Origin of the sequence: Streptococcus acidominimus, from assembly GCF_001921825.1 — a bacterium.
GTDB lineage: Bacteria > Bacillota > Bacilli > Lactobacillales > Streptococcaceae > Streptococcus > Streptococcus acidominimus.
The window spans coordinates 1-25,520 of the sequence record NZ_MSJL01000022.1; the positions used below are offsets into that span (position 1 = coordinate 1).

The window sequence follows — 25,520 nt, forward strand, 5'->3', positions numbered from 1 at the left end:
CTGCAAACATTGACTTCGAGTTCATTCCACCTTATACACCTGAAATGAATCCAATTGAACAAGTTTGGGCTGAAATACGTAAAAGAGGATTCAAGAATAGAGCCTTTAAGACACTTGAAGAGGTGATGGACAAACTACAAGAGGTGATTCAAACATTGCATTGGTCTGATTTGAAATCCATTGTTTATAGAAAATGGATTTCTTCAGATTTTGATTTTTGATGAGTATTAGCTCCCCCAGTCTGGGGGATAGACTGGGGGAGGTGGGAAAGGTAGCCCCAGCTGTAACTAGCGAAAGCTAGAACACCTGTGTCTCTATTTTCCGAACTTTTAGTCCGAGTTCAATTATAAAAGATAAACAAAATAGCTATATAATCTAAAAAAGCTGGACATCTGTCCAGTTCTACACAAGGTTAATAGAGATCTTTTAGCCCCTTGTTTTCACCCGTTGCTAGGAAGAAATCGTTTTGGATTAGTTCCTGTATTTTATCCGCGACTTCTCTCACATCTTCTTCTTTTGAGATGTAGCGTGAAAGGAGACGCTGTAATTGGGGGCGAAATTGCTTGGCGCTATCTTTTGTCGTATGATAGTTGAAAAAATACCGTAATTTCATGACGTCCTCGTAGGTTAAGACAGGGTTTACCTGCAAGATTGGAAAGGAGGCGCGCAGATTATCACTGGTGGAAATCAATAGATCCACTTCCAAAATATCCTCTACACTATGAAATTGTTCAGTGGTAAAGACAGCCTTGATGCTATCTGCTGGTAGATGGACTTGACATTGTTTATACAACAATTTTTGAACACCTACGCCCTCATCACAGACCAGATAAATATTTTGAAAGTTTTTTCCATCAATCACTTTTTGCCGCAAGGCACCACCGATATGAATGGTGAAGTAAGAGATGTCATCATCATTCATTTGGATCATCCACTCGGCTTCCAAGGTATAGGAAGCGACCACCTTGACGGTGACAAATAAGTCCTTATATTTTTGTTTAATCTGACTTGTCAAGGGGTTTTTAGACAGAATACCGTAGGTCTTTCGGAAGAGTAGAGCCTTGGCATGCATGACTAGATTGCGCATCAGGGTTTCCCGATGATCGATTTCAAAGGCGGAACACCGTAGAAATTCATCAACAAAGCGCTCTAAGCTCTCTTTCGTTTCTGCAAAGTCTTGACTGTTGGTATGAATGTCCTTGTCTTTACGGTAGGATAAGAGCAACATGGCAATCAAGGAAATCTCAATCTCATCCAGTGCCAGCTCAAAACGTTCGAAAAGGGAGACTGCCAGATTTTGGGCAGCTTTGTATTCGATCCGTTTGTGAATCAGCGTAAACTCCCGCTGGATCTCTGTTTGTTCGGTAGGCTTCAAGGCCATATTACGGTAGCTAAGAAGCAGGTAGGGCAAGACTTTCAACATAAATTCAATCTCATAATGATTGATCTTTTTGCCCAAATCAATCTCTAGCTGATTGACCTGTTCTGCTAGAAAGGTGACAAGCGTCGGACTGAATAATGGGGCACAGCCTGCAAAACAAGGTACTTTCTTATTAAGGATGGTTAAAAAGCCTTCGTTAGGATTTGAAAATACATCGTAGAGCAGGGAGTGGATATACTGGATTTTATTGAGCGGATGACATTTGAAAAAATACCCTGCCGACTTAGTTGCATAGAGGTACACCTTGAACTGCTCCGTGGTCAATTGTGCCCGAATTTCACTGAGATCATTTAAGACCGTATTGCGTGAAACATCTGTCAGATCCATGAGTTTTTCAATCGTCACACGCTCCGAAGTGATCGCAATGTAGATGGTCATGAGCTGAATCCGCTCCTCCATGCTCATCACATAGCTATAAGAATCCACGCTGTCCAGCAGCACTTGACAGGCTTTCTTTTGAGTAGCCGACAATAAAATACCCACTCTTGGAAGACTAACAATCGGCTCAATCTCACCGGGAAGTGAATCATTGATTTTCTCCAGATGATAGTAGACTTTTCGTCTGGACTGTCCCATTGCCCGCGAAATACTCATGACTGTTTCTGGATTGGTCAACCGCATTAAATACGTCAACAATTCATAGCTACTCTTATCTAATAAAACCACTTCATTTATCTCCTTTTTGTTATATAAATAGTATACCACTTCTTCGAGGCAAAACCCATGGTTCTCAAAAATAAAGAGAGGGAATTTACCTTGTCTTTAATCCCTCTCTTATAGATGTAACGAATATCTATCCTCACTAAAAATCAAAAAGCAGAGAAATTGAACACGAGAGCCGTAGCTGTTCCAGTTTTAACTGGTTACAGATATAGGAACTAGGAAATCTGACGAGCGAAAAGCTCCTTCCCTAAAGCTAGAACACCTATATCTCTTTTTTACACAGCTCTTAGTCCATGCTCAATTATAAAAGATAAACTAAATGGCTCTATTAGTGCGCGTCACCTTTTTGACCATAATAGGCATTAGGTCCATGTTTGCGGAGATAGTGCTTGTCCATGATGTACTTAGGAGCAGGCTCCACGCGCGGATTGATTTGTTCAGTGAAGCGGTTCATTTTCGCAACTTCTTCGAGAACGACAGAATGGTATACGGCTTGCGCAGGATCTTTCCCCCACGTAAAAGGACCATGATTGCGGACGACAATCCCTGGAACTGCAACTGGGTCAATCCCTCGCTCCGCAAAGGTTTCAATGATGACACTACCCGTTTCTTTCTCGTAGGCGACATCAACCTCCTCAGCCGTAAGCGAGCGAGCACAAGGAATTGGACCGTAGAAATAATCCGCATGGGTCGTTCCATAAAACGGAATGTCACGTCCAGCTTGCGCCCAACCAACTGCCTCTGTCGAGTGGGTGTGGACAACAGCACCGATTTCTGGCCAAGCCTTGTAAAGCGCCACATGGGTCGCAAGGTCAGATGATGGATTGAGGGTTCCTTCAACAACATTTCCCTCCAAGTCTGTCACAACCATGTTGTCTGGACTAAGTTTATCATAATCCACGCCAGATGGCTTGATGACAATCCGCCCCAATTCACGGCAGACCTCTGAAACGTTGCCCCAAGTAAATTTGACCAAGCCATGTTCTGGCAGGGCTACATTGGCCTCATAGACCCGCTGGCGCATTTCTTCTAGTGATTTTGGCATTTAGTTCAACCCCGCTCTCTCAATCAATGGGAATAGGAAATCTTGCGCTTCTTTGATTGCTGCCCGCGTTTCCTCCACAGTTTCACAATTTTCAGACCACATTTCAATCAAGAATGGTCCCTGATAGTTGGTTTTCTTTAAAATGGCAAAGGTATTCTCCCAATCAACACAGCCTTGCCCAAAAGGCACATCACGGAATTGCCCCTTAGATGTCTCCGTCACAGCATAGGTATCTTTCAAATGAAGGGCAGCGATAGCTAGATGACCAATGACAAATTCGCTGTACAAATCATTGTGCCAGGCAGAGAGATTTCCCGTATCTGGGTAAACAAAGAGATATGGGGAATTGATCTCTTGGGCAACTGCCAAATATTTTTCAATGCTATTGATAAACGGATCGTCCATGATTTCAATAGCCAGCATCACTTGCGCCTGTTCCGCCCAATCACAAGCCTTGCGTAAATTCTTCAAGAAACGCTCACGAGTTGCTGGGGATTTTTCCTCATAATAAACGTCATAACCTGCCAACTGAATGACCCGTACACCCAAATCCTGCGCTAGCTCAATACATTTTTGCATGGTTTCCAGCGACTTGGCTTCAAGAACTGGATCATTTGAGCCGAGTGGGTAGCGGCGGTGACCAGAAAAACAAATCGTCGGAATACGAACTCCTGTTTGATAAATAGCCTTGACAAGCTCCAAGCGCTCTTCCTTGCTCCAGTCAAGCCGCGCCAGACGGTCATCACTTTCGTCCACCGATATTTCTACAAAGTCAAAGCCGAGCTCTTTCGCAAACTCCAGCCGCTCTAGCCATGTAAAATGCTTAGGCGTTGCTTTTTCATAAATTCCAATCGGTCTAGCCATAACCTACCCCCAAATACGGCGGATTTCATCCTTAAAGGCACGCGCTGCCGCTGCAGGGTCTGCTGCTTCTGTAATGCCACGACCAGCGATAAAGGTAAAGACATCCACTCCCTCAAAGAGTTTCAAGGTATCAATATCAAGTCCCCCTGTGACAGACACTCTAAAGCCCATGTCAATCAATTTTTTCACCTTGTTCAAGTCTTTTTCACCCCATGTTTCGCCTGCAAGAAGGGCGTCGCGAGATTGGTGATAAATCGCTTGAGAAATTCCTGCATCCAGCCACATTTGAGCATGTTCGTAGGTCCAATCACCATAGAGTTCCACTTGGATTTCTCCCTTGCCCCCCCGGACTTCTTGGATCGCTTTCAAAGCTGCCTTCATGGTTGGAATGGTTGCTGAACAGATACAGGTCATCCAATCTGCACCACGCACGGCATTGTTTTTCGCAACTGTACCACCAGCATCTGCACACTTGGTATCTGCCACAATGATTTTATCAGGGAACAGACTACGAAGCACCTCAACCAGCTCACTTCCTACTTGGAGCAAGCAAACTGTCCCTGCCTCAATCACATCAACCTCATGGCCGACGGACACTGCTGCCTTAATCGCACCCTGCAAATCGGAATGATCGAGGGCAACCTGTAAATTTGGAATATGTTTTGTCATACTAATCTCTTTTCTATGTCTTTCTGTATTTGGGTAATAATCGAGTGTTTTTCATCTTGGATACATCCAAACTCTATATGAGAGGATACAGGTGTTCACTCACTACCTTAGAGTATCTTTTTTACGCTACTATAGTCATTTAGTTTATATTTTTATTACTTCGTTAACTCATCTTGCTGTACCACAGTACTACCTGCGACTTTTAACGAAAACTTCGTTTTCTTCATTTCCCACCTCAAACAGTCTCTCCCCAGACTGTTTGAGCTAGTACTAAAAATAAACTAAACGGCTATACACCGCGATTTATCACGATTCCAAATCCAATCCTTCCAGATATGGACTGTTCTTAGACTCTTCCACCATGGCAAAGACTTCCTCTTCGGACTGACAATTCACCAAGCGCTCGATAGAGTTTTCCAATTCAAAAAGGGCAATGATTTGCGGAATAGCCACAGATGTATGAATGTCTGAACTCGTCGCAGCAAGGGTCAAGAGAACGCTGACCTCCTTGCCATCTGGAAAGACAACTGGCTTTGTCAAGGTGATAAGGGCGAAAGAATCGCGTACCACACCTGCTTCTGGACGAGCATGAGGCATAGCCATCCCCGGCATCAAGATATAGTAAGGGCCGTACTCATTTGTTGATTCAATAATGGCATGGTAGTATTCTTCCGTGACCGCACCACTTTCAATTAAGGGATCCACTGCCAAGCGCACAGCTTCTTCCCAAGTCTCTGCTGTCAAACCAAGACGGATTGACTTATTTTCTGTAAAAGCTTTCTTCAAATTCATCTAATTTCTCCTTTTAACAAGATACGAGGGCGTTAAACGAGCAAAGCAAAAATAGGAGTTTTGACGCAGAACCACAAGTTCTAGGAAAAACTATCTTTTTTGCACAGCTCGTAGCCCGAGTTCAATTCCACAAGATATGAGAGCATTTGACACGAGTTGCACTCGTTTTATAGTCATTTAGTTTATATTTTTATTACTTCGTTAACTCGTCTTGCTGTACCCCAGTACTACCTTCGACTCGTTGCCTAGTACTAAAAATAAACTAAACGACTATATTTCCAATCTTCAGCAATAAGTTAGAACCCACATCTATAAATAAAGGAGTGAGACAATCGAAACTTCGCAATCACAACGTTTCTCTCCCACTCCTCACAACATTGCTAGCCTATGATCAGAGGGTATTATAGAACTTCTTGCAATTTTGTCTTGATTTCGTTGTCGTCCATGAGGTTGTCAAGACCGACTAATTTTCCATTGGTACGTCCCTGCAATTCATCAATCAAATGAATAGAAGCGATCACAATGTCATACCCTGCCGCAAGACCTTTTGCCTCACCTACACTACAAGACTGAACCGTAAAATCACTTTGACCAAGATTGCGAAGGGCATTTTCGACCTTCATCTTAATCACCATAGATGATCCCATACCATTACCACACGCTGTTAATACTTTAACCATTTTCTGTTCCTCCTGTTAAATGATTTTGCATACTCTTTGAAAATCATGAGTAGCATTCTAAAAATGTTAAATTATGACTGAATAAGGATTGTTATTATTTTTGAAAACTAGGATTATTCTTGAGCTTCCCCACGATAATAGGCTTCTTTATCCTTGGCTCTAGCAAATTGAATTTGCGGAATAGCAAGGAAGAATAGGCAGACTAAAACATAGCCAATCATACCAAGCCCTTTGAAGAGATAGCCAAAGCCTAACCAAGGCAACTCAAAGTCAATATTTCCATGGTAGCCACCGTAAGCCGCCAAATCAAGTAAGGCAACGCAGGCAGCACCGAGTGCTACTTGAAGGACACCCGAGATAAAGGACAGAATAACCGCTGCTTTCCAGCCACCGCGTTTATCTGCATAGACCGCAATGGCTGCATTATCAAAGAATACTGGTACGAAACCGGTAATGATAAGGACTGGATTTTTAAAGACAATGAGCAACACAATGGTAACAAGTTGTCCAATCAATCCAAAGGCGAAACCTGAAAGTACTGCATTCGGAGAGCCAAAACCGTATGAGGCTGCAACGTCCACCGCAGGGAAGGACCCTGGAAGAAGTTTACTTGAGATACCTTGGAAAGCGTTGGTCAATTCGGTAACGAACATCCGTACTCCCTGCATCAAGATAAAGAGATAGACAGAGAAGGTAAAGGCTGTCTGGATAATATACATGTAGAAGTCTTGTTTGCCTGGATTGAATGGGGTTCCTGAGGTAATAACCTCTTTATTCGCCATCACTTCTGGGCCTAAGACTAAGAGAATTGCACCAAAGAATACGAGCATCAAGGTTGCAGAAGCAACTACTGTATCGTGGAAGATAGACAAGAATTTTGGCAATTTCAAGTTGTCCAAGTTTTCTTCTTTTTTACCAAGTTTTCCAGCAACTTTATCGACAAACCAGATGGCAAATTGTTGTTGGTGACCAATGGCAAATCCACCACCACCTGTCAAGCGTTGAGTGGCTTCAACGGTCAAGTTAGAGCTGACTGCCCAATAGAGACCACAGATAATCCCGATAGCTGTCACGCCAAAACCGTTGCGCAACTGTGGAATAAGGAATAATACCATCAGTGAGATGGTCGCTGCCTGTTGTACCATGATGTGTCCTGTGATAAACAGGGTCCGAACCTTGGTAATCTTACGAAGGGCAACCAGTAAAATGTTAATCCCAAACCCTATCAAGAGTGCTGTTGTCGCTGCTCCAACAAAATCGGGGAACATTTCTTGAACCTTGGTATTGGCTGCTGTCAAGCCAAAGTAAGGGTCAATCACCGCTGCACCGATATTGAATTTGAAGTTGAGCGCTGCAAGAATTGGTCGGAAAGTAGTAACCAAGCCTCCTGCTGCTACGTTCAAAATCATGTACCCGACTGTTGCTTTCACAAAGCCTGCAAAGATGTCATGCCCTGGCTTTTTCAAAAGAGCATAGCCGATAAGGACCAGAAGTCCGACGAAGAAGGCTGGATTCTGCAAGATATTTTGCGAGAACCAATTCAGAATGTTATTCAAAATCTCCATTCCTTTTTCTCCCTTTCTTTATTTTTGTTTTCCTACTCTCATTATATTCTTTGCAAGCGCATACAAAAAGACCAAATAAAACACAGGAATGTGTTCACGCTTGGACTGAAAGACCTCTACTCTACAAAATGAAGATAGGAAGCGTAAAAAGCGACTGAAAATCAGGAATCTTGACGAGTGATACTCGTCAAAAATCAAAATCTGACGTCCTTAACTCGCCTTGCTGAGTAAAAAGCTCCAGTGGAGGTTTTCAGCCAACGCCCTAGAATAGGAGATAGAACGAGTGAAACTCGTGTCAAGTGTGACCCCCTTTGGGACATAACTGTTTCAGCTTTAGCCAGTTCCAGTTTTTAATTTTTATAGAGGAGTATAAAGTAGTTTGTATAACTCATACCCCAGATTCCTTTCTTTGCTCCTTGACGTTCCAGTGTCAGCGCACAAAAAACCAGCCGATTGGCTGGTTCATTCTTCCTATATTAAGGATTATAGACGAGCGTTCAATTCTGCTCCAAGCTCTTCAAATCCTGGTTTGCCAAGAAGGGCAAACATATTCTTCTTGTAGGCTTCTACTCCTGGTTGGTCAAATGGATTCACACCATTGAGGTAACCTGAAAGGGCAATCGCAAGCTCAAAGAAGTAGATTGTGTAACCGAGTGTAAATTCATCTTGTTGTGGAAGAGTGACAAACATATTTGGCACACCACCATCCGTATGGGCAAGAAGTACACCGTCAGTTGCTTTCTTGTTTACAAAGTCAACATCTTTGCCTTGAAGGTAGCCAAGACCGTCCAAATCTTCTGCCATTTCTGGAATCAAGATATTTTTCCTTGGTTTATCAACACGGATCACTGTTTCAAAAAGGTTACGATACCCCTCTTGGATAAACTGACCGAGTGAATGTAAGTCAGTTGAGAAGTTCGCTGAAGTTGGATAAATACCTTTTTGATCCTTGCCTTCTGATTCACCAGCCAATTGCTTCCACCATTCGCTAAAGTATTGCAAGGAAGGTTCATAGTTTGCCAAGATTTCAGTCACATAGCCTTTTCTGTAAAGGATATTCCGCACAACCGCGTATTGGTAGGCTTCATTTTCTGCAATCTTATCAGAAGCGTAGTCCTTGCGAGCTGCGTTTGCTCCCTCCATAAGTGCTGTAATATCCGCTCCTGATGCTGCAATCGGAAGCAATCCTACTGCTGTCAAAACGGAGAAACGACCGCCGACATTATCTGGAACCACGAATGTTTCCCAACCATTTGCGTCCGCTTCTACCTTAACAGCTCCGCGTTCACGGTCAGTTGTTGCGTAGATGCGTTTGTTCGCCTCTTCTTGACCATATTTTTTCACGAGCAATTCTTTAAAGACACGGAAAGCAATCGCAGGTTCAGTAGTCGTACCTGATTTTGAAATCACATTTACTGAAAAATCTTTATCTGCTACATACTCTACCAAATCAGCCAAGTAGCTAGAAGAGATTGAATTTCCCGCATACAAGATTTGTGGCGCTTTGCGCTCTTCCTTACTTTGCAAGTTTACAAAAGAAGTATTTAAAAAGTCAATCGCCGCTTTTGCACCGAGGTAAGAACCACCGATTCCAATCACCACCAAGACATCGCTATCTGATTGGATTTTTGCTGCTGCTTCTTTAATACGAGCAAATTCTTCTTTGTCATAGTTTTCTGGTAAATCAAGCCAGCCAAGCATCTCGGCTCCTGCTCCAGTACCCTTACGCAAGTCTGCATCGAGTGCTGTCACTTGGCTTTGTAAAAAGTTCAATTCTGCTGGAGCAACGAATTGTCCCAACACTTTTGAATAATCAAATTGGATATGTGCCATTGTAAATCCTCCATTTTTTCTATATAGCTAATGATAACGCTTTACGATTATTTTATCAAGTCATTTTCCCACTTTAAAACGTTTACATTTTATACCTATGAAGCGACGAAATGACAGGTTATCTAAATAAATCGCCATGCTGCCCATTTACTAATTTCTCTAGCTTGCTACAAAGTGCTTCTTTTTCCTGCTCAAACCCCATCTTTTCCAACATCCCAATATGCCACTGTAAATGATCTCGATAAAATACTAGGGTCGACTGGAGCGGATACCCTAATTCCTCCATCTTCTGAATCTTTTCTTCCAGCGCCTCAATACTATCTAGTTGGGACAGATTGTAGGAGTTCATAACACTGTTTGGGGTGTCCCTGTATACATAAAGAGGATGTTCAAAGTAGATAAGCTGCTCTGCTTTTAGATAGAGCTTCCACAAAATAAAGCTGTCCTCACATGTTTTTCCAAGCGGAAAACGAATATCATCAAACAGCTCCCTTTTAAATATCTTGCCACAAGAGGAGGTAAAATTCATATAATTGAACAGGCTGTGATTCATTTTATCCAAGACGGTTGCTGAATCAAACATCGTCACCCCGATACTCTGTGAATGAGGGAAAGAGAATGTCCCCTCTTTAAAACGACAAAAATCTGCAATCGCCAGTTTTTTATCTAGCAAGCGGATGGCATGATACAAGCGCTCTATACTATCCTCAAATAAAAAATCATCTGAATCAACAAAAACGACGTATTCTCCTGTCGCTACATCTAGACCTGCATTGCGCGCAGATGACGAGCCACCATTTTCCTTATATATATATATATATATATATATATATATATCGATTGTCTTTTTTTGTCAAGCGTTTAGCCTTTTCCATACTTTGGTCTGGACTACCATCATCAACCAAAATGACTTCTAGGCGCTCATAGGTCTGTGCCATGATACTGGTGAGGCACTTCTCGATATAGGCTTCTACCTTATAGATAGGGACAATAACTGAAATTAAGGGAAACTCCATACTCTCTTCCTTTTCTCTAGCCTCTCATATCGAAACAACTGGCAGCAATCAGACAGTCTTGGTCTGACTGTGATAACCATTTAGTTTATCTTCTATGTATAGCCGTTTAGTTTATTTTTAGTACTAGCTCAAACAGTCTGGGGAGAGACTGTTTGAGGTGGGAAATGAAGAAAACGAAGTTTTCGTTAAAAGTCGCAGGTAGTTGTCTAGTTGATAACTATTTCAAGTGATAGATAAGAAAAGTGTAACTTTTCTCAATAGTACAGCAAGACGAGTTAACGAAGTAATAAAAATATAAACTAAATGGCTATATTACAGTAACATAAACAAAAAGAGCACACACCCGAAATCGCTTAGAGCTGCTGGATTCCTCCCCTGACCCGCTTCACGCACTGATGTTGCTCCACTTAGTATTATATCATAAAATTCAGATTGTGCAACTATTCTCATCTAGTGTCACTGAAAGCTCCCCCTGCTTCAGCGCCTTCTTTTTCTCACGTCCTTGACGGAAAAAATTCTGCATGATAGCAGCACATTCTTCCTCTAAAATACCTGCCTCAACTACGACACGGTGATTGAGCCGTTCGTCCTCTAAGATATTGTAGAGGCTACCTGCAGCCCCAAATTTCTGGTTGGGAGCGCCGTAGATGACCTGCGGAATCCGAGCTAGACCGATTGCGCCACTACACATGACACAAGGCTCAATGGTCACAAACAGGGTCGTATCAAGTAGGCGCCAATTTTCTTCTTGCCGATTGGCTTCTTGAATAGCCATCACTTCTGCATGCAGAATCGCCTGATTGTACTCCTCGCGCGCATTGTGTCCCCGTCCGATAATCACACCGTCTTTGACAATGACACAACCAATCGGAATCTCATCTTTGTCCAAAGAGCGCTCTGCCTCTTTCAAGGCTTGACGCATAAAATACTCTTTTTCTTCCTGACTATAACTATTTTTCATTTCCATGTCAGTATTATAGCAAAAAAAGCAGAATGCTCCAACTAGGGGTGAATCCGAGACAGGAACTGCTTTGTGCGCTCTTCCTTAGGAGAATCAAAGATTTCTTCAGGACTTCCTTGCTCGACAATCTGACCATTTTCCATAAAGACTACTCGATCAGCTACCTCACGAGCAAAGCTCATCTCATGGGTCACTACAACCATAGTCATGCCTTCTTTTGCCAGCTCAACCATGACCTGCAAGACACCACCGATCAGCTCTGGATCAAGGGCTGATGTCGGCTCATCAAAGTAGATAACAGCTGGATTACTAGCAATAGCACGCGCAATCCCTACCCTTTGTTGCTGCCCACCTGATAACTCACTAGGATAGGCATGGTATTTCTCTGCAAGCCCCACCTTATCCAGTGCTTGCTGCCCAATCGCAACTGCCTCTGCCTTGCTATACCCTTGCGCCATTATCAGACCCTCGGTCACATTTTCCAAGGCTGTTTTATTGGCAAAGAGGTTATAGTTTTGAAAGACAAAGCCTGTACGTTTGCGAATTTCCCCTATTTCTTTCGGGCGAATCTGTGCCAAATCATAGCTTCTTTCTCCGAATACAAAGCGACCACTGTCTGCTCGCTCTAAAAAATTCATACAGCGTAACAGGGTCGTCTTTCCTGACCCTGACGGACCTAGAATAACGGTCACCGTCCCTTGTTCCACCTGCAAGTCTACATCCTGCAAGACCTTGGTCGTGCCAAAGGACATATTTATCTTCTGTACTTCTATCATCTTACCCCCTTAATAGACTTTCAACTTCTTTTCACCATAGGCTTGTAACTTGGTCAAAACCGTTGAGAACAGTAAGTAAATCAAGCCAACCTCACAATACAGGGCAAAGGGTTCATAGGTTCTTGCTGCAATCTGCTGGGTTGCCATAAACATCTCTAAAACAGTAATGTTGGCTGCTAAGGATGTATCTTTGACCAGACTGATCAAAGAATTAGACAGGGGAGGAAAGGCAACCCGAAAGGCTTGGGGTAGCACAATGCGCCGCATGGTTTGCGAGAAGGTCATCCCTACGCAATAGCCTGCTTCTAACTGTCCTTTAGGAACGGATTCGATCGATGCCCGAATCGTCTCCGCTGCATACGCTCCTGTATTAACCGAAAAAACAAAAATAGCTGACGGAAAGGCATCTAGTACCAGCCCCAAACTCGGTAAACCATAGAAAATCACATAGAGTTGTACCAAGAGAGGAGTACCACGAATAAGCCAAATATAAAACCGAGCAAGCTGTCTCAATACTGGAATTCGGGCGATTTGCACCAAGGCTGTCAGCACTGCAATCACTAGGCCAAACACGAAAGAGAGGATTGTTAGCGGAATCGTCACTAACAACCCTGGTATCAATATCTGGCTAAACGAATCAAGAATAATCTGCCATAATCTATCTGTCATAATGACCTCTATTTTTTCACTTGTGAAACATCATCACCAAAATACTTCTTGGATAATTCCGTCAAGACACCCTCATCTGCCAACTCTTTCAAGGCCTGATCGATCGCTTTCACCAGACTTTCATTGCCTTTTACAACTGGAAGTGCTGTTTCTTGTGCATCTTCTGATAGGGCGGCTACTTTGACTGGTGCTTCTGGATGCTGCTTGATGTAGTCAAGATAGGCTACATTATCATTGATAGTCACATCCACACGTTTTGTCGTCAACAATTCAATCGCTTGTTGGAAGCCGTCAACACCGATAATTTCTGCCCCTTGACTTTTGGCAACTTCTGCCCAGTTACTGGTCAAACTATTGGCTGATTTTTTTCCTTTAATATCAGCAAAGGATGTGATGGTCGTATCATCTTTCAGTGTGATTAAAGCCCCGTAGATATAGGTGTAGGGCGTTGAAAAATCGTATTTTTCCTTGCGCTCATCTGTCACACCGACTTGATTCGCAATGACATCAAAACGTCCTGCATCAAGCCCTGCAATCATCGAATCCCACTCTGTTTCGAGAAATTCTGCCTTTACACCTAGCTTTTCAGCTACTTTTTCGGCTACTTCAACATCGTACCCTACCAGTTTTCCACTCTCATCATGGTAGGAATACGGAGCATAGGTTCCTTCTGTTCCGACTTTCAAGACACCTTTGTCCTTGATCTGTTCAAGTAAAGAAGCTGTGCTTTCTCCTTGTTTTTGCGCAGGAGCACTGCATGCGACAAGCGCTACACTTGCGACAATTCCTGCTATCCATACTACTAACTTTTTCATTGTATTTCCCCTTATTTTCTAGCCTGATGAAAGGCATTTTCTAAATCATCAATCAAGTCCTTAACGGCTTCAATGCCGACTGCCAAGCGGAACAAATTCTCATAGATACCAATGCGCTCCTGCAAGTCCTTACTGTAAGACTCATGGGTCATACTTGCTGGACGACAAATCAAGGACTCAACACCACCCAAACTGACCGCAAAGCCAAAGAGTTTTAAGGATTTGACAAAGCGCTCCAAATCATACACTTCTTCATTTAATAGGAAAGATAGAACACCACCATGTCCGCCTGCCTGACGCTCTTGAATCCTATGACCAGGATGATCTGAAAGACCTGTATAATATACTTGAACCCCCTCTTGGCGAGCTAGGTATTCTGCTATCAGCTGGGCATTTTCCTGGTGCTTGTCTAACCGCAGGGCTAAGGTCTTGATCCCTCTTGACAAAAGAAAGGCATCAAAAGGGCTAAGAACGGCTCCGAGCAACTTATGCGCCCGTTTCAGCTCAGAATAGAGATCCTCCCGATTGGTGACAACCAGACCTGCCAATATATCCGAATGACCTGCATAGTATTTGGTCGCCGAATAGACGACAATATCTGCCCCAAACTCCAGTGGTCGTTGCAAATAAGAGGTCATAAAGGTATTGTCCACAATCACTAGCAAACCTTGTGCCTTGGCGCGACCAATTGCATCTTTCAGGTCTGTTACATGGAGCAAGGGATTGGTTGGCGTTTCTAGGAAAATCGCCTTAACACTCGGATCAAGCTGTGAAAAATCATAGTGATTAAAATCAGATACCAGTTCATAAGACAGGTTACGACCTTCAAAAAGTTCGTTCACAAATTGCCAAGTCCCACCGTAGACATTATCAGATAAGAGAATCCGATCACCACTGTTTAACAATTCAAAGGCAAGGGCTGTCGCAGCCATTCCTGTTGCAGTTGCTAGAGCATAGCTAGTCCCCTCAAGATCCGCTACTTGTTGTTCTAAGCTAGCCCGTGTTGGATTGGCACTTCTACTATATACAAAATCAGCAAATTGATTGACATCCTCTTGTAAAAAGGTAGAGGAAAGATAGACAGGATAGGTCACTGCACCTTTTCCTGTATCATCCACTTGACCATGAACCGCTTTTGTACTGTATTCCATGACACCCTCCCTCTATCATACTTTTCTTATCAATCACTTGTCTAGTTATCAACTAGCTTCAACTTATAGGAGATTCATTTTGCTAATCCTATCTCCCAGACAGTTGACAATCGCCTCTTTTTGGTTTTTATTGTATACAATGTTTTTTTATCATACCACGCTCCCTGCTTCTTGACCAATACATTTTTTCTATCACCGTGATTAGTAAAATTTATACGCCATAACCATCTGACACATGTCTTGTGTAATTGAACTCGGGCTACAACTCACTGACAAAGCGTAGTCAGAAAGTTGAGCAACCTTAGAAAACATCACAGTAGGCATCTGATTGCCGCTAACACGCCAATCTAGTTGCCTTTGTGGGGGTCTCACTACGAAGCTAAAGCTTCTGTTCGGCCGCCTATTTTGTCTAGGAGTTGCTCCCACAGTCTAGGGATAGACTGTGGGAGGTGGGAGATAAAACGAGCAACGCTCGTGTCAAACAGTCTGGGAATAGACTGTTGAAGGTTAGAGATGGAACGAGTGAAACTCGTGTCAAATGCCCTTGTATCTTGTGTAATCGAACTCGAGCTAAAACCTCGCAAACAAAAGAGCCGCAACTGTCATCAGCTAAGGCTGAACAGTCGCGGCTACTTTTTAAGCTACTGATCGAAAGACTAAAGCCCAAGTCTTTATTTCTTTCGTTTTGATTTTCAAATAGTATTATTTATCATATCCTACTTGGATAGCAGGAAAGTGCTCCAATAGGTACTCAAAGAGGGGGTGGAGCATCTCATCTGTGTGCTTGCCTTTGTTTTTGAACTGGAGCTGGTGGATCTTTTTGCTATCTCTCTTCGCAATAGAAAGAAATGACGAACGCGAGGTCGTAATCAGACCGTAGGCTTTACTTCTCACCTCATAATGGTAGATCCTCTCCACCTCTGCTAGGTCGACTAGATAAAAACCGCCCTGATAGGTGAAGAGATGGTTCTTATAGACGGCAATCTTTAATTCAGGATTTGTCCAGTTTGCCTCTGATACTGCTTGCTCAAGCCTTCCAAGCAACTCTGGATAAACAGTGTACAGTTCTTGATAGGCACGACCGTTTGCCCGAAAGCGTCCGACCGCCGAGTAAAGAAATAAAAGACCAAAACCTCCCCCTACAAGTAAGGCTATTCCTGCCTGAAGCCTATCATTTTGTACTCTTACAAGGGAAACATAGGAGTGAGAAAGAACATCTTGCTCTATCTCACTACCTGCAAAGAAGTTAACGATATAGGCACGATAGTCTTGAATCTCCGCCTCTGTATCCCTTCCCAACTGGTAAGCATAGACTGCTAAAGGCTTCGGATTTTGCGATAAGTTTTCCCCTTGGGCAATCATCTCTTTTACGAGTGGTTCATCTTTCTTGGTTTCTAAGCCCAGCAAATTTCTTGATTCATCACCAATCAGATACAATTGATGCCCATTTTCCAACTCTCCAATCGCCTCTGGAATGATAAAAGACACATTTATCATTGTTTCTCCATGACTGGTGTCCGCTTTATAAATCAAGCCCTTGCGCTGGAGGGTCGTCAGATCTGTCTGAACATAAGTGATAAAGGCATAGCTAACTACTAGCAAAATGGCAATTAAGCCAATTAGAAAAAGTCCCCAGAATCCTTTAAACTTTTCTTCTTTCATTTTTCAATCTCCTACGTCATTCATTACTTCACTACTAGATTCACCAGTTTATTAGGGACAACGATTACTTTGACGATTTCCTTGTCCAGCAACTCTGCTTGCACCTTGGCATCAGCTAGCGCAAGAGCCTGCAACTCTTCTTGTGGTAAATCTTTTGCTACTACGAGCTTGGCGCGGACTTTCCCCTTAATCTGCACAACGATTTCGATCTCGTCTTCTATCAAGAAAGATTCGTCATAGCTCGGCCACGGAACATAGGAAATACCGTCGTTTGAGCCAGTGACCATTTGCCAGAGTTCTTCTGCCAAGTGTGGCGCAAATGGAGCGATTAACTGGATAAAGCCTTTGGCGTATTCGGCATAAAGCACTTCTTCCTTGTTGGCACTATTTACAAAAATCATCAACTGGGCAAGGGCTGTATTAAACTTGAGCGTTTCAATCTGCTCTGTTACAGCTTTGACCGTTTCATGATACACCTTGTCCAAATTGCCATTGTTTTCTGCAACGATTTCTTTTGAGCTGATCAAGCGATAGACGCGGTCAAGGAATTTACGGCTACCTTCCAACCCTTCCTCGCTCCAAGCAATAGATGCATCAAGTGGCCCCATAAACATTTCATAGACCCGAAGGGTATCGGCACCGTATTGGGCTACCACATCATCTGGATTCACCACGTTTTTGAGGGACTTAGACATTTTAGCAGGCGCTTGTTCCAGCTCTTCTCCTGTTTCAATATTGAAAAATGAACCGTCACGCTTTTCAACCTTGTCCGTCGCAACAAGAGCACCACGGCTATCACGGTAGCTCGTTCCTAAAATCATACCTTGGTTAAAGAGCTTTTGGAACGGCTCCTTGGTCGGCACTACACCAATATCGTAGAGGAATTTATGCCAGAAACGCGCATAGAGCAGGTGGAGCACTGCATGTTCTGCCCCACCGATATAGATATCGACTGGCAACCATGCCTTTAGTAGGTCTTGGTCTGCTAATTTTTCTGTATTGTGCGGATCAATATAGCGGAGGTAGTACCAGCTTGAACCTGCCCATTGTGGCATGGTATTGGTCTCGCGACGCCCCTTGACACCATCTTCACGGGTCACTTCCAGCCAGTCCGTCACATTAGCAAGCGGGCTTTCTCCGGTACCGGACGGCTTAATATCGGTTGTCTTTGGCAAGACAAGTGGCAATTCTTCTTCTGGAACAGCCGTTGACGTCCCGTCTTCCCAATGAATGATCGGGATTGGCTCTCCCCAATACCGCTGACGGCTAAAGAGCCAGTCACGTAGACGATAGGTTACTTTTTCTTCACCGACACCATTTGCTGCCAGCCAGGCAATCATCTTCTCGATTGCCTCTGCCTTGTAAAAACCGTTGAGGAAATCAGAATGAATGTGCAGACCGTCCTCTGCGTAGGCCTCCTGCTCAACATCGCCTCCTTCAATAACTGCGACAATCGGTAGGTCAAAGGCTTTGGCAAATTCCCAGTCGCGACTATCGTGCGCAGGTACTGCCATAACAGCACCCGTACCATAGCTTGCAAGCACGTAGTCAGCAATCCAAATCGGAATTTCTTGACCATTTGCAGGGTTTATGGCATAGGCACCTGTCCAGACACCTGTTTTTTCCTTAGCAAGGTCGGTTCGAGCAAGGTCGGATTTGAGACTAGCTTGATGTTTGTAGTCTGCCACCACTTCAGCTTGTTCAGCTGTCGTAATGGACTCCACCAATTCATGCTCAGGCGCTAGTACCGCAAAGGTCGCTCCAAAAAGGGTGTCAGGGCGTGTTGTAAAGACTGTAAAATCTTTTTCTGATCCCTTAACCGCAAAGGTCACATTCGCGCCGCGTGATTTTCCAATCCAGTTCCGCTGCATGTCCTTAATAGACTCTGGCCAGTCCAAGTCTTCTAAGTCATTGAGCAAGCGTTCTGCATAAGCCGTGATTTTGAGCATCCACTGGCGCATAGGTTTTCTGACAACTGGATAGCCACCACGCTCTGAAGTTCCGTCAGGCAGGACTTCTTCATTGGCAATGGCTGTTCCAAGCTCCTCCACCCAGTTTACAGGCACTTCAGCTTCATAGGCTAAGCCTTTTTCGTAGAGTTTCGTGAAAATCCACTGGGTCCACTTGTAGTAGTTAGGATCTGTGGTGTTGACCTCTCGATCCCAATCATAAGAAAATCCAAGCGCATTGATTTGGCGTTTGAAATTCGCAATATTCTGCTCGGTAAATACTGCCGGGTCATTTCCCGTATCCATAGCATATTGTTCCGCAGGCAAGCCAAAAGCATCCCAGCCCATTGGGTGAAGGACATTGTAGCCTTGAGCGCGCTTGTAACGGCTCAAGATGTCTGTTGCAGTGTATCCTTCTGGATGCCCAACGTGAAGCCCTGCTCCACTTGGATAAGGAAACATATCAAGGGCATAAAAGTTTGGCTTTTCTTTATCCGTACCTGTTTTGAAGGTGTGATGTTCCGCCCAGTATTTTTGCCACTTGGGCTCAATCACGCCATGATGATAAAAGGTCATAACTGTTTCTCTCCAATTTTGTATGATAGCTCTATTATATCATGTTCTAGCGCATTTGCAGCAGGAGATTGGACAGAAATACTGGAAATTCTTGATTTTCATCTTTGAAAGCGCTGCACTAAAGAAAAAAGTGGTGACCCTATGAAAAAAGAACTATTGTACTATTGGGAGGCTTTTTGTCTCTCAAACGCCCTCCTCTGTGGAGCATTTGCTCTCACTCTGCTCTTGCTTCCTCAACTAAACCCCGTGATCCGCCTGTCAACTTTTGTCAATTTCTTTTCCTTTCCCCTCATCATAAATCAGAAGATGAAAACCAAGCTTCGCTATCCTTTTTTTCATTGCTCTTGGTCTGATGGTCATTCTTGAACCGATTTGGAACCTGATTTCAATCAAAACCATTCAGCCAACTCCCCTCTCCTTATTCATAGCTAGTCTCGTTTTCGGCTCATTCGCACTACGCACACTCTTCAAACGTTAGATTCAGCCTAGGTCAGGATAGCCTGCGCTTCGCTTACTTGTTTACTTTTTTGGGTATCTACATGATGTTTATCAGAATAGGCTAGGACTTTCGTCCTAGCCTATTTAAAATTGTTCAATCAAGCACATGAGTAAGTAGCTCTAATCGGCGGATTTTAACTTCGCGCAAAGGTTTAGCCGTGTTCAAAAACGAAGCGACTATATTTGCTACGAATAACTCCCACTCCTAGATCAGGACAAGGACTGATCCAAGTTTTTCACATACCGATCCACCGCAAGGATTGCCTGAGCAATATCCTCTGCTGAAATAGTAAAGGGCATTTGATGAATGGTCTCCCCTTCGACGGTCGCCTGTTGACCAACCCGAAGCAAATCATCATAATGGGCATTCTCCAAATGCAACTCTGCCAAGGTCGTTGGCATTCCAAGCGCTTGATAGAACTGAATATAGCGATTCAATTCCTCTGGAGGACATTCTTCAAGGAATAACTGTACCAAGGTTCCGTATGCTACTTTTTCTCCATGTGTCAAATGATGGATGTCTCCTGTCAGTGCCGTGAAACCATTATGAATCGCATGCGCAGCCGCTAAACCCGCACTTTCAAAGCCAAGTCCACTAAGCAAGGTGTTGGCCTCAATGACATTTTCTAAAGCTGGTGTCACCACCTGTTGCTCGCAGGATTTGATCGCTTCTAATCCGTCCGCAAATAGGGTTTGCTCACACTGTTTAGCAATTGCAATAGCAGCCAGACTTTGCCCTTTGCCAAGCATAGTTGTTCCATTCGCCCGCTGAACCGCACGCGCTTCGACCCAAGTCGCCAAGCCATCTGCAATACCGGATGCCAGCAGACGTTTCGGTGCCGCTGCGATAACGGTTGAATCGACTAAAACGAGGTCGGGATTCTTGGCATAGAAGATATATTTCTCAAAGGCTCCCTCATCCGTATAAATGACAGACAGGGCGGAGGTCGGCGCATCTGTCGACGCAATGGTTGGGGCAATGGTAACCGGCAACCCTAGGATATCCGCAATCGCCTTTGCACTGTCAATGGTCTTGCCACCCCCTAGACCGATAATCATGTCTGCTTGATGCTCCTCTGCAAGGGCAACGACACGCTTGATTTCATTTTCAGAAGCCTCTCCCTTGAAGGCTGTATGGAATACCCGCATGCCATAACAGGTCAAGTAGGAAATGAATCTCTCTCCTACCAACTCTAAGACAAGAGTATCACACAGCAAGAGTGGTCGGCTCCCTAATTCCAACATATAGCGCACATTTTCAAATAGGGCATTTTCTCCTTGAATATATCGAGATGGGCTTGCAAATATTCTCATACATTACCTCCTCTGCTCTCAAATATGATCCTGTCCTTGTGCCGCCTGCCAGTCATTTGCAAAATCATCCACTGCCTTGCTAATGGCAGGCATTGCAAAGGCTGCCTCAAAGACATCACAGCCTGCCGTAATGGCATGTGCCCCACAAGCAAAGGCACGGTTCACCTGTCCGACATTTTTGAAAGATGCCGCTAAAATCTTGCTAGAAGATCCTGTGCGTTCAATCGCTTGTGCCAATTGGCAGAGGACTTCTTCTGGATCAATGTTCATATTCTCCATTCGGTTGTAGTAAGGGGCAAGATAGTCTGCCCCAGCCTCTATGGCTAGTAAGCCTTGAAAGGTAGTATAGATAGCCGTGGCAGTAACCCGCATTCCCTCTTCTTTCAAGACCTTTATCGCCGCCAATCCGTCTGTCGTGACAGGAACTTTGATATAGATGTCCTCTCCTGCCTCTTGACGAATCTTACGTGCGTCGCACAGAATCCCCTCATAATCTCTTGCTACTACTTGAACATGGATAGAAGTCGAGGGACCGTTTACTTCTCGTATCTCTTGAATGCGTGTAAAAAAGTTGAGTTGCCCCTCTTTTTTTATAATAGTAGGATTTGAAGTCACTCCCGCAAGCGGGAGAATCTTCGCCCATTTTTTAATGTCATCAAGATTTACTGTATCAAGCATAAATTCCATATAAAACCTCTTTTACAATGTGTGTTCCGTCCGCCCAATAATATCGTCTTGTGTCGCTTTGGAAAGAACGTTGAAGAAGGCTGAATATCCTGCTACGCGGACGATTAAATCCCGATGTTTTTCTGGATGTTTTTGCGCATCGATCAACGTCTCCCGCGACACAACATTATATTGAATGTGATAACCATGGAGGCGATTAAAGAAGGCACGAAGCAGGGCAATCAACTTTTCCTTATCCTCGTCTTTCGCTAGTGTCTGTGGGTTCACCTTTTGATTGAGCAGAACGCCACCGACAATTTCATTCGTTGGTAATTTTGAAACAGACTTCAAGACAGAAGTCGGACCTTTTTTGTCCATATTATGGGCTGGAGAACAGCCCTCTGCTAATGGTGTCCCTGCATTTCGACCGTCTGGTGTAGCTAGGGTTCCCCGACCTTGACCGACATTTGCGGAAATAGAAGAGGTTCCAGAATAGCGTATACCACCGATAGGACCTCGACCATAACGCGTGTTTGGATATTTGGCAATCTCATCTACATAGATGTCGTAAGCATCTCGTATCAATTGGTCTGCATAATCATCATCATTGCCGTATTTAGGAGCTTCATAAATCAACATCTCCTGGATTTCTTTACCACGTTCGCCTGCATAATCTGTCTCTAAGGCATGCCAAAGCTCCGCTGGTGTCAAGCGCTCTTCTTCAAAGACCAGTTTCTTAATCGCAGCTAGCGAATCTGATAGGTTTGCAATCCCAACCTGCAATCCTGAAATATAATCATAGATGGCGCCACCCTCTTTAAGGTGTTTGCCTCGTCCAATACAGTCGTCTGTCAAGGCAGAGCAAAGAATATCTGGCACTTCTCTCTCAAGCGAAAGATCGATTGCATTTTCAACCACCACACTCATCCGAGTCAGATAGCGCAGTGTTTTATCCCAAGCAACTTGCAGTTCATCAAAACTCTTCATATCTCGGAAGTATCCAAAGCCTGGTGCAAAACGTTTGCCAGAAGCTGGATCAATCCCATCATTCATAGTGATGAGAAGCACCTTTGGAAAGTTCATGTAGCTCATACCTGTACAACGATAGCCCCATTTACCGGGAACAGCAGTCTCGACACAGCCAATCGCACTATAATCATAAGCGTCCTCTTCCAGCACTCCCTTTTCAATAAAGGAAGGGATGATGATTTCATCATTATTAAAAGCTGGCATCCCAAATCCGAGTTTCATCACTTCGATACATTCATTCATAAACCGAGCGTCTAGACCAGCGTGGTAGCGAACGGTTAAATTCGGCTGTGGTAAGTGCGTTTGTGCGACTGATTTTAAGACCAGATAGGACAGTGGATTCACTGCGTCTTTCTTATCCCGTGTCTGGCCTCCGATGGTCACATTCTGATAGAGGGGACTACCTGCTGATGAAAATGTGTGGGCTTGGCTACGCACTTTATTGATCGTAATCGTCTTAATCCAGAGATTTGTCAGACGCTCTACGATACTATCTTCCGTTTCGCGACCAGATTCTAAGTCAGCCTTTACATAGGGATACATATATTGATCAAAGCGACCATAGGATAGCGAGTGCCCATTTGATTCTATCTGGAGGATACACTGGATAAACCAGACCGACTGGACTGCTTCTGCAAATGTCGTTGCTGGTTCATAGGGAACTTTTGAACAAATAGCCGCAATGTCGAGCAACTCTTGCTTCCGCTTTGGATCCGCTGTCTCGGCTAATTGTCTCGCCAGTTGGACAAAGCGTTCTGCGTAGGCTTTGACAGCATCAACAACAATCAAGATCGAATCGTAAAAATGGTACTTGTCAATACTTGCTGGATCCGTCAAGTCCAAGGCTGCCTTTGCAGTCCTTGCCTTTTCTTCAAAGCCTTTCAAACCATATTCCAACAACTTTTGGTAATTGACTGCTAGATGAGCATCACCTGAGTTCATCTTTCCTTCCATTCCGAAGAAGCCTGTCTCCATATAGACCTTGGTCTCTTCAGGAAGCAAGACACCGGCTCTCGAACGTAGATTATTCTTTTCCCAGAAAGGAGCGATACTCCGCAACTGCTCTTTGGTCTCTTCTGTGATGTAAAAGACATCACCATCCCGTTTTTCAAATAAGTCTAATTCATTTAAAACAAATTCCAAGGTATATTCAGGGAAAATAGGGGCGTCTTTGTTTGAGGAGGCTTGGTTGCCGACAATGATTGTCTCATCTTCGATATAGAGCGTCATATTCTCCAAGATTTCCTTCAACATATACGCACGCTTTAAGACATTCGGCTTTTCCTTATGCTCCTGATAGGCCTTGGTCACCAGAACCGCACGCTCTGCATCGATATAGGGGTTTTTATTGAGAACATCCTCCCGATACTTGTTCATCCGTTCTGTTAGATTGCCAAAATACTCTGTTTTAATGCTGGTGCTCGCAACTTCTACCCTTGTTTTCATGATATTTACATTTCTTTCGCAAATATTTTTGTTTCGTTTGTAAGTAAATTGTACTTTTTCTACTCCCTATTGTCAATCAGTAAGAGGGAAGTCTGACAAATACACTCGAATCTGCACATCTGTGCAGTCATTTCTAGGTAGAAGCCGCCTCTTCATTCCTACAAGCAATCGCATCCTGCACCTTAAAGAATGGGAAATAAACGAGGGTAGATACTAATAAAATCAAGAGCTGCACCACTGCCCCCTGCCAACCGGTAACCATGAAGCCTGAAATAATCGCAGGTGTACTCCAAGGCAGGGTCACTCCAGCAAATGGTGCCATAAAGCCGAGAGCAATAGCGCTATACACAATCAGTGCTGCCAAAATTGGAACCACTAAAAATGGGACAAACATGACCGGATTCATCACGATTGGAAAACCAAAAACAACGGGTTCATTTACATTGAATAAGGCTGGAAAAGCTGCAACCTTTCCTAGGGCTTTGTACTGCTTTGATTTTGCCGCAAATAACATTGCAACGACAATCCCAAAGGTAATCCCCGAACCAGACATGATTAAAAAACTATCCAAGAACTGCTGGGTGACGATATGGGCTCCATCTTCCACGGATAAGTTTCCCGCAGCGAGCATGGCTTTGTTGGCATCCAAATTGGATAGTAGTAACGCTGTGACAACGCCATTGACAACCGATTGTCCATGGACACCGAACCACCATAAGAAAGAGATGAAAAAGGCAATGCCAATCGCGCCATACAGCGAACCCGTCAAGCCTTGTAGGGGCACTTGGAGCACATCATAGATCATCTCAATAAAGGTGCCACCAGCTGTCACCAATTTAGAGATAAGATATACGATCATTGAGAGCAAGAAAATCACAAAGGCAGGGATCATAGCTTCAAATTGCTTGGAGATAGCCTGCGGTACCTGTTCTGGCATTTTGATGACAATATGGCGCTGGACAAAGAGCGTATAGATTGCACCAACCACTAACCCAATAATAATCGCGCCAATAATCCCTTGTCCACCAAACCACACTTTTGTAATGGCGTCTCCAATTGCCTCTCCCTGCTTAGGGATATAAGAAGATCGTAGCAGAATGAAGAAGGCAGACAAAGACAGCACTCCTGCCGGTAAAGGCTCTACACCACTGTTTTTAGCATAGGAATATCCGATTGAGAAACAGGAAATCAAGCCCATAATCGCAAAAGTTCCATTATAAACCTGCATAAAAGGCTCTGTCCATTCTGCACCAAATACGCCTGCTATGGCTTGATTTAACCCTTCAAAAGGCAGTTGCCCCATGATCAGAAAGATACTCCCAACCACCGTCAACGGTAAGATCGCTAGCATCCCATCTTTCAGAGCAATGATGCCTCGCATATTGACAAACTTCATCATTGGACCAATGATTTTTGTCGTATCAAGTTTAGCCATGACCT

The 25,520-nt window shown here is 43.9% G+C and carries 23 protein-coding genes and 1 other RNA gene; 1 reads left to right on the forward strand and 23 read right to left on the reverse strand.

What is annotated here, in order from left to right:
• On the forward strand, window positions 1-221 hold a 221-nt coding region (locus BU200_RS05755; protein WP_211268959.1), incomplete at its 5' end, for a transposase.
• 191 nt (window positions 222-412) lie between these two features.
• On the opposite strand, the gene BU200_RS05760 is transcribed toward BU200_RS05755, so the two are convergent.
• The 23 genes from BU200_RS05760 to BU200_RS05865 all read right to left on the reverse strand — a co-directional run bounded on the left by BU200_RS05760 (window position 413) and on the right by BU200_RS05865 (window position 25,515).
• Window positions 413-2,107, reverse strand: a complete 1,695-nt coding sequence (locus tag BU200_RS05760; protein WP_075099267.1) for a BglG family transcription antiterminator — start codon at window positions 2,105-2,107, stop codon at window positions 413-415.
• A gap of 325 nt (window positions 2,108-2,432) precedes the next feature.
• Window positions 2,433-3,149: an L-ribulose-5-phosphate 4-epimerase gene (locus BU200_RS05765; RefSeq protein ID WP_075099268.1), complete on the reverse strand. Its 717-nt coding sequence runs from the start codon at window positions 3,147-3,149 to the stop codon at window positions 2,433-2,435.
• Window positions 3,150-4,013 carry an L-ribulose-5-phosphate 3-epimerase gene (locus BU200_RS05770; protein ID WP_075099269.1) on the reverse strand — a complete coding sequence of 288 codons (864 nt, stop codon included), beginning with the start codon at window positions 4,011-4,013 and terminating at the stop codon, window positions 3,150-3,152.
• Window positions 4,014-4,016: 3 nt separating this feature from the next.
• Entirely contained in the window at window positions 4,017-4,682 is a 666-nt protein-coding gene (locus tag BU200_RS05775) for a 3-keto-L-gulonate-6-phosphate decarboxylase UlaD (protein WP_075099270.1), read from the reverse strand.
• A 306-nt stretch (window positions 4,683-4,988) separates the two neighbouring features.
• The gene (locus BU200_RS05780; protein ID WP_075099271.1) at window positions 4,989-5,474 is read right to left on the reverse strand and encodes a PTS sugar transporter subunit IIA; all 486 of its coding nucleotides are present in this window, start codon (window positions 5,472-5,474) and stop codon (window positions 4,989-4,991) included.
• Between the two features lie 401 nt (window positions 5,475-5,875).
• A complete protein-coding gene (locus BU200_RS05785; protein WP_075099272.1) occupies window positions 5,876-6,154 on the reverse strand; it encodes a PTS sugar transporter subunit IIB in 279 nt (92 codons plus the stop codon).
• 113 nt (window positions 6,155-6,267) lie between these two features.
• Window positions 6,268-7,719 carry a PTS ascorbate transporter subunit IIC gene (gene ulaA, locus BU200_RS05790; RefSeq protein ID WP_075099273.1) on the reverse strand — a complete coding sequence of 484 codons (1,452 nt, stop codon included), beginning with the start codon at window positions 7,717-7,719 and terminating at the stop codon, window positions 6,268-6,270.
• 483 nt (window positions 7,720-8,202) lie between these two features.
• Window positions 8,203-9,552, reverse strand: a complete 1,350-nt coding sequence (locus BU200_RS05795) for a glucose-6-phosphate isomerase (protein ID WP_075099274.1) — start codon at window positions 9,550-9,552, stop codon at window positions 8,203-8,205.
• A 118-nt stretch (window positions 9,553-9,670) separates the two neighbouring features.
• On the reverse strand, window positions 9,671-10,393 hold the full coding sequence (locus BU200_RS05800; protein WP_083609369.1) for a glycosyltransferase: 723 nt from the start codon (window positions 10,391-10,393) through the stop codon (window positions 9,671-9,673).
• Window positions 10,356-10,568 carry a glycosyltransferase family 2 protein gene (locus BU200_RS05805; RefSeq protein WP_075099276.1) on the reverse strand — a complete coding sequence of 71 codons (213 nt, stop codon included), beginning with the start codon at window positions 10,566-10,568 and terminating at the stop codon, window positions 10,356-10,358. Before BU200_RS05805 ends, BU200_RS05800 begins: the two co-directional genes overlap by 38 nt.
• A 317-nt stretch (window positions 10,569-10,885) precedes the next feature.
• An RNA gene (ffs, locus tag BU200_RS05810) (signal recognition particle sRNA small type) lies at window positions 10,886-10,981 on the reverse strand.
• Window positions 10,982-10,995: 14 nt separating this feature from the next.
• Window positions 10,996-11,529, reverse strand: a complete 534-nt coding sequence (gene tadA, locus BU200_RS05815; RefSeq protein ID WP_089503551.1) for a tRNA adenosine(34) deaminase TadA — start codon at window positions 11,527-11,529, stop codon at window positions 10,996-10,998.
• Between the two features lie 41 nt (window positions 11,530-11,570).
• Window positions 11,571-12,305 carry an amino acid ABC transporter ATP-binding protein gene (locus BU200_RS05820; protein ID WP_075099278.1) on the reverse strand — a complete coding sequence of 245 codons (735 nt, stop codon included), beginning with the start codon at window positions 12,303-12,305 and terminating at the stop codon, window positions 11,571-11,573.
• Window positions 12,306-12,314: 9 nt separating this feature from the next.
• Window positions 12,315-12,974 carry an amino acid ABC transporter permease gene (locus tag BU200_RS05825; protein WP_075099279.1) on the reverse strand — a complete coding sequence of 220 codons (660 nt, stop codon included), beginning with the start codon at window positions 12,972-12,974 and terminating at the stop codon, window positions 12,315-12,317.
• A gap of 8 nt (window positions 12,975-12,982) precedes the next feature.
• Window positions 12,983-13,789 (reverse strand): amino acid ABC transporter substrate-binding protein, encoded by an 807-nt coding sequence (locus BU200_RS05830; RefSeq protein ID WP_075099280.1) that lies wholly within the window; start codon window positions 13,787-13,789, stop codon window positions 12,983-12,985.
• A gap of 11 nt (window positions 13,790-13,800) precedes the next feature.
• The gene (locus BU200_RS05835; RefSeq protein WP_075099281.1) at window positions 13,801-14,940 is read right to left on the reverse strand and encodes a trans-sulfuration enzyme family protein; all 1,140 of its coding nucleotides are present in this window, start codon (window positions 14,938-14,940) and stop codon (window positions 13,801-13,803) included.
• A 702-nt stretch (window positions 14,941-15,642) separates the two neighbouring features.
• Entirely contained in the window at window positions 15,643-16,602 is a 960-nt protein-coding gene (locus BU200_RS05840; RefSeq protein ID WP_075099282.1) for a hypothetical protein, read from the reverse strand.
• Between the two features lie 23 nt (window positions 16,603-16,625).
• A complete protein-coding gene (gene leuS / locus BU200_RS05845; RefSeq protein ID WP_075099283.1) occupies window positions 16,626-19,127 on the reverse strand; it encodes a leucine--tRNA ligase in 2,502 nt (833 codons plus the stop codon).
• 258 nt (window positions 19,128-19,385) lie between these two features.
• Window positions 19,386-19,526, reverse strand: coding sequence for a hypothetical protein (locus BU200_RS11115; protein ID WP_158015110.1), 141 nt, complete (start codon window positions 19,524-19,526; stop codon window positions 19,386-19,388).
• A gap of 309 nt (window positions 19,527-19,835) precedes the next feature.
• Window positions 19,836-20,939 carry a glycerol dehydrogenase gene (locus BU200_RS05850; protein ID WP_075099284.1) on the reverse strand — a complete coding sequence of 368 codons (1,104 nt, stop codon included), beginning with the start codon at window positions 20,937-20,939 and terminating at the stop codon, window positions 19,836-19,838.
• 18 nt (window positions 20,940-20,957) lie between these two features.
• Window positions 20,958-21,626, reverse strand: coding sequence for a fructose-6-phosphate aldolase (locus BU200_RS05855; RefSeq protein WP_075099285.1), 669 nt, complete (start codon window positions 21,624-21,626; stop codon window positions 20,958-20,960).
• 12 nt (window positions 21,627-21,638) lie between these two features.
• Complete coding sequence (locus BU200_RS05860; RefSeq protein WP_075099286.1) at window positions 21,639-24,080, reverse strand: glycyl radical protein; 2,442 nt, start codon at window positions 24,078-24,080, stop codon at window positions 21,639-21,641.
• Window positions 24,081-24,213: 133 nt separating this feature from the next.
• Complete coding sequence (locus BU200_RS05865) at window positions 24,214-25,515, reverse strand: PTS sugar transporter subunit IIC (protein WP_075099287.1); 1,302 nt, start codon at window positions 25,513-25,515, stop codon at window positions 24,214-24,216.
• Window positions 25,516-25,520 lie beyond the last annotated feature (5 nt).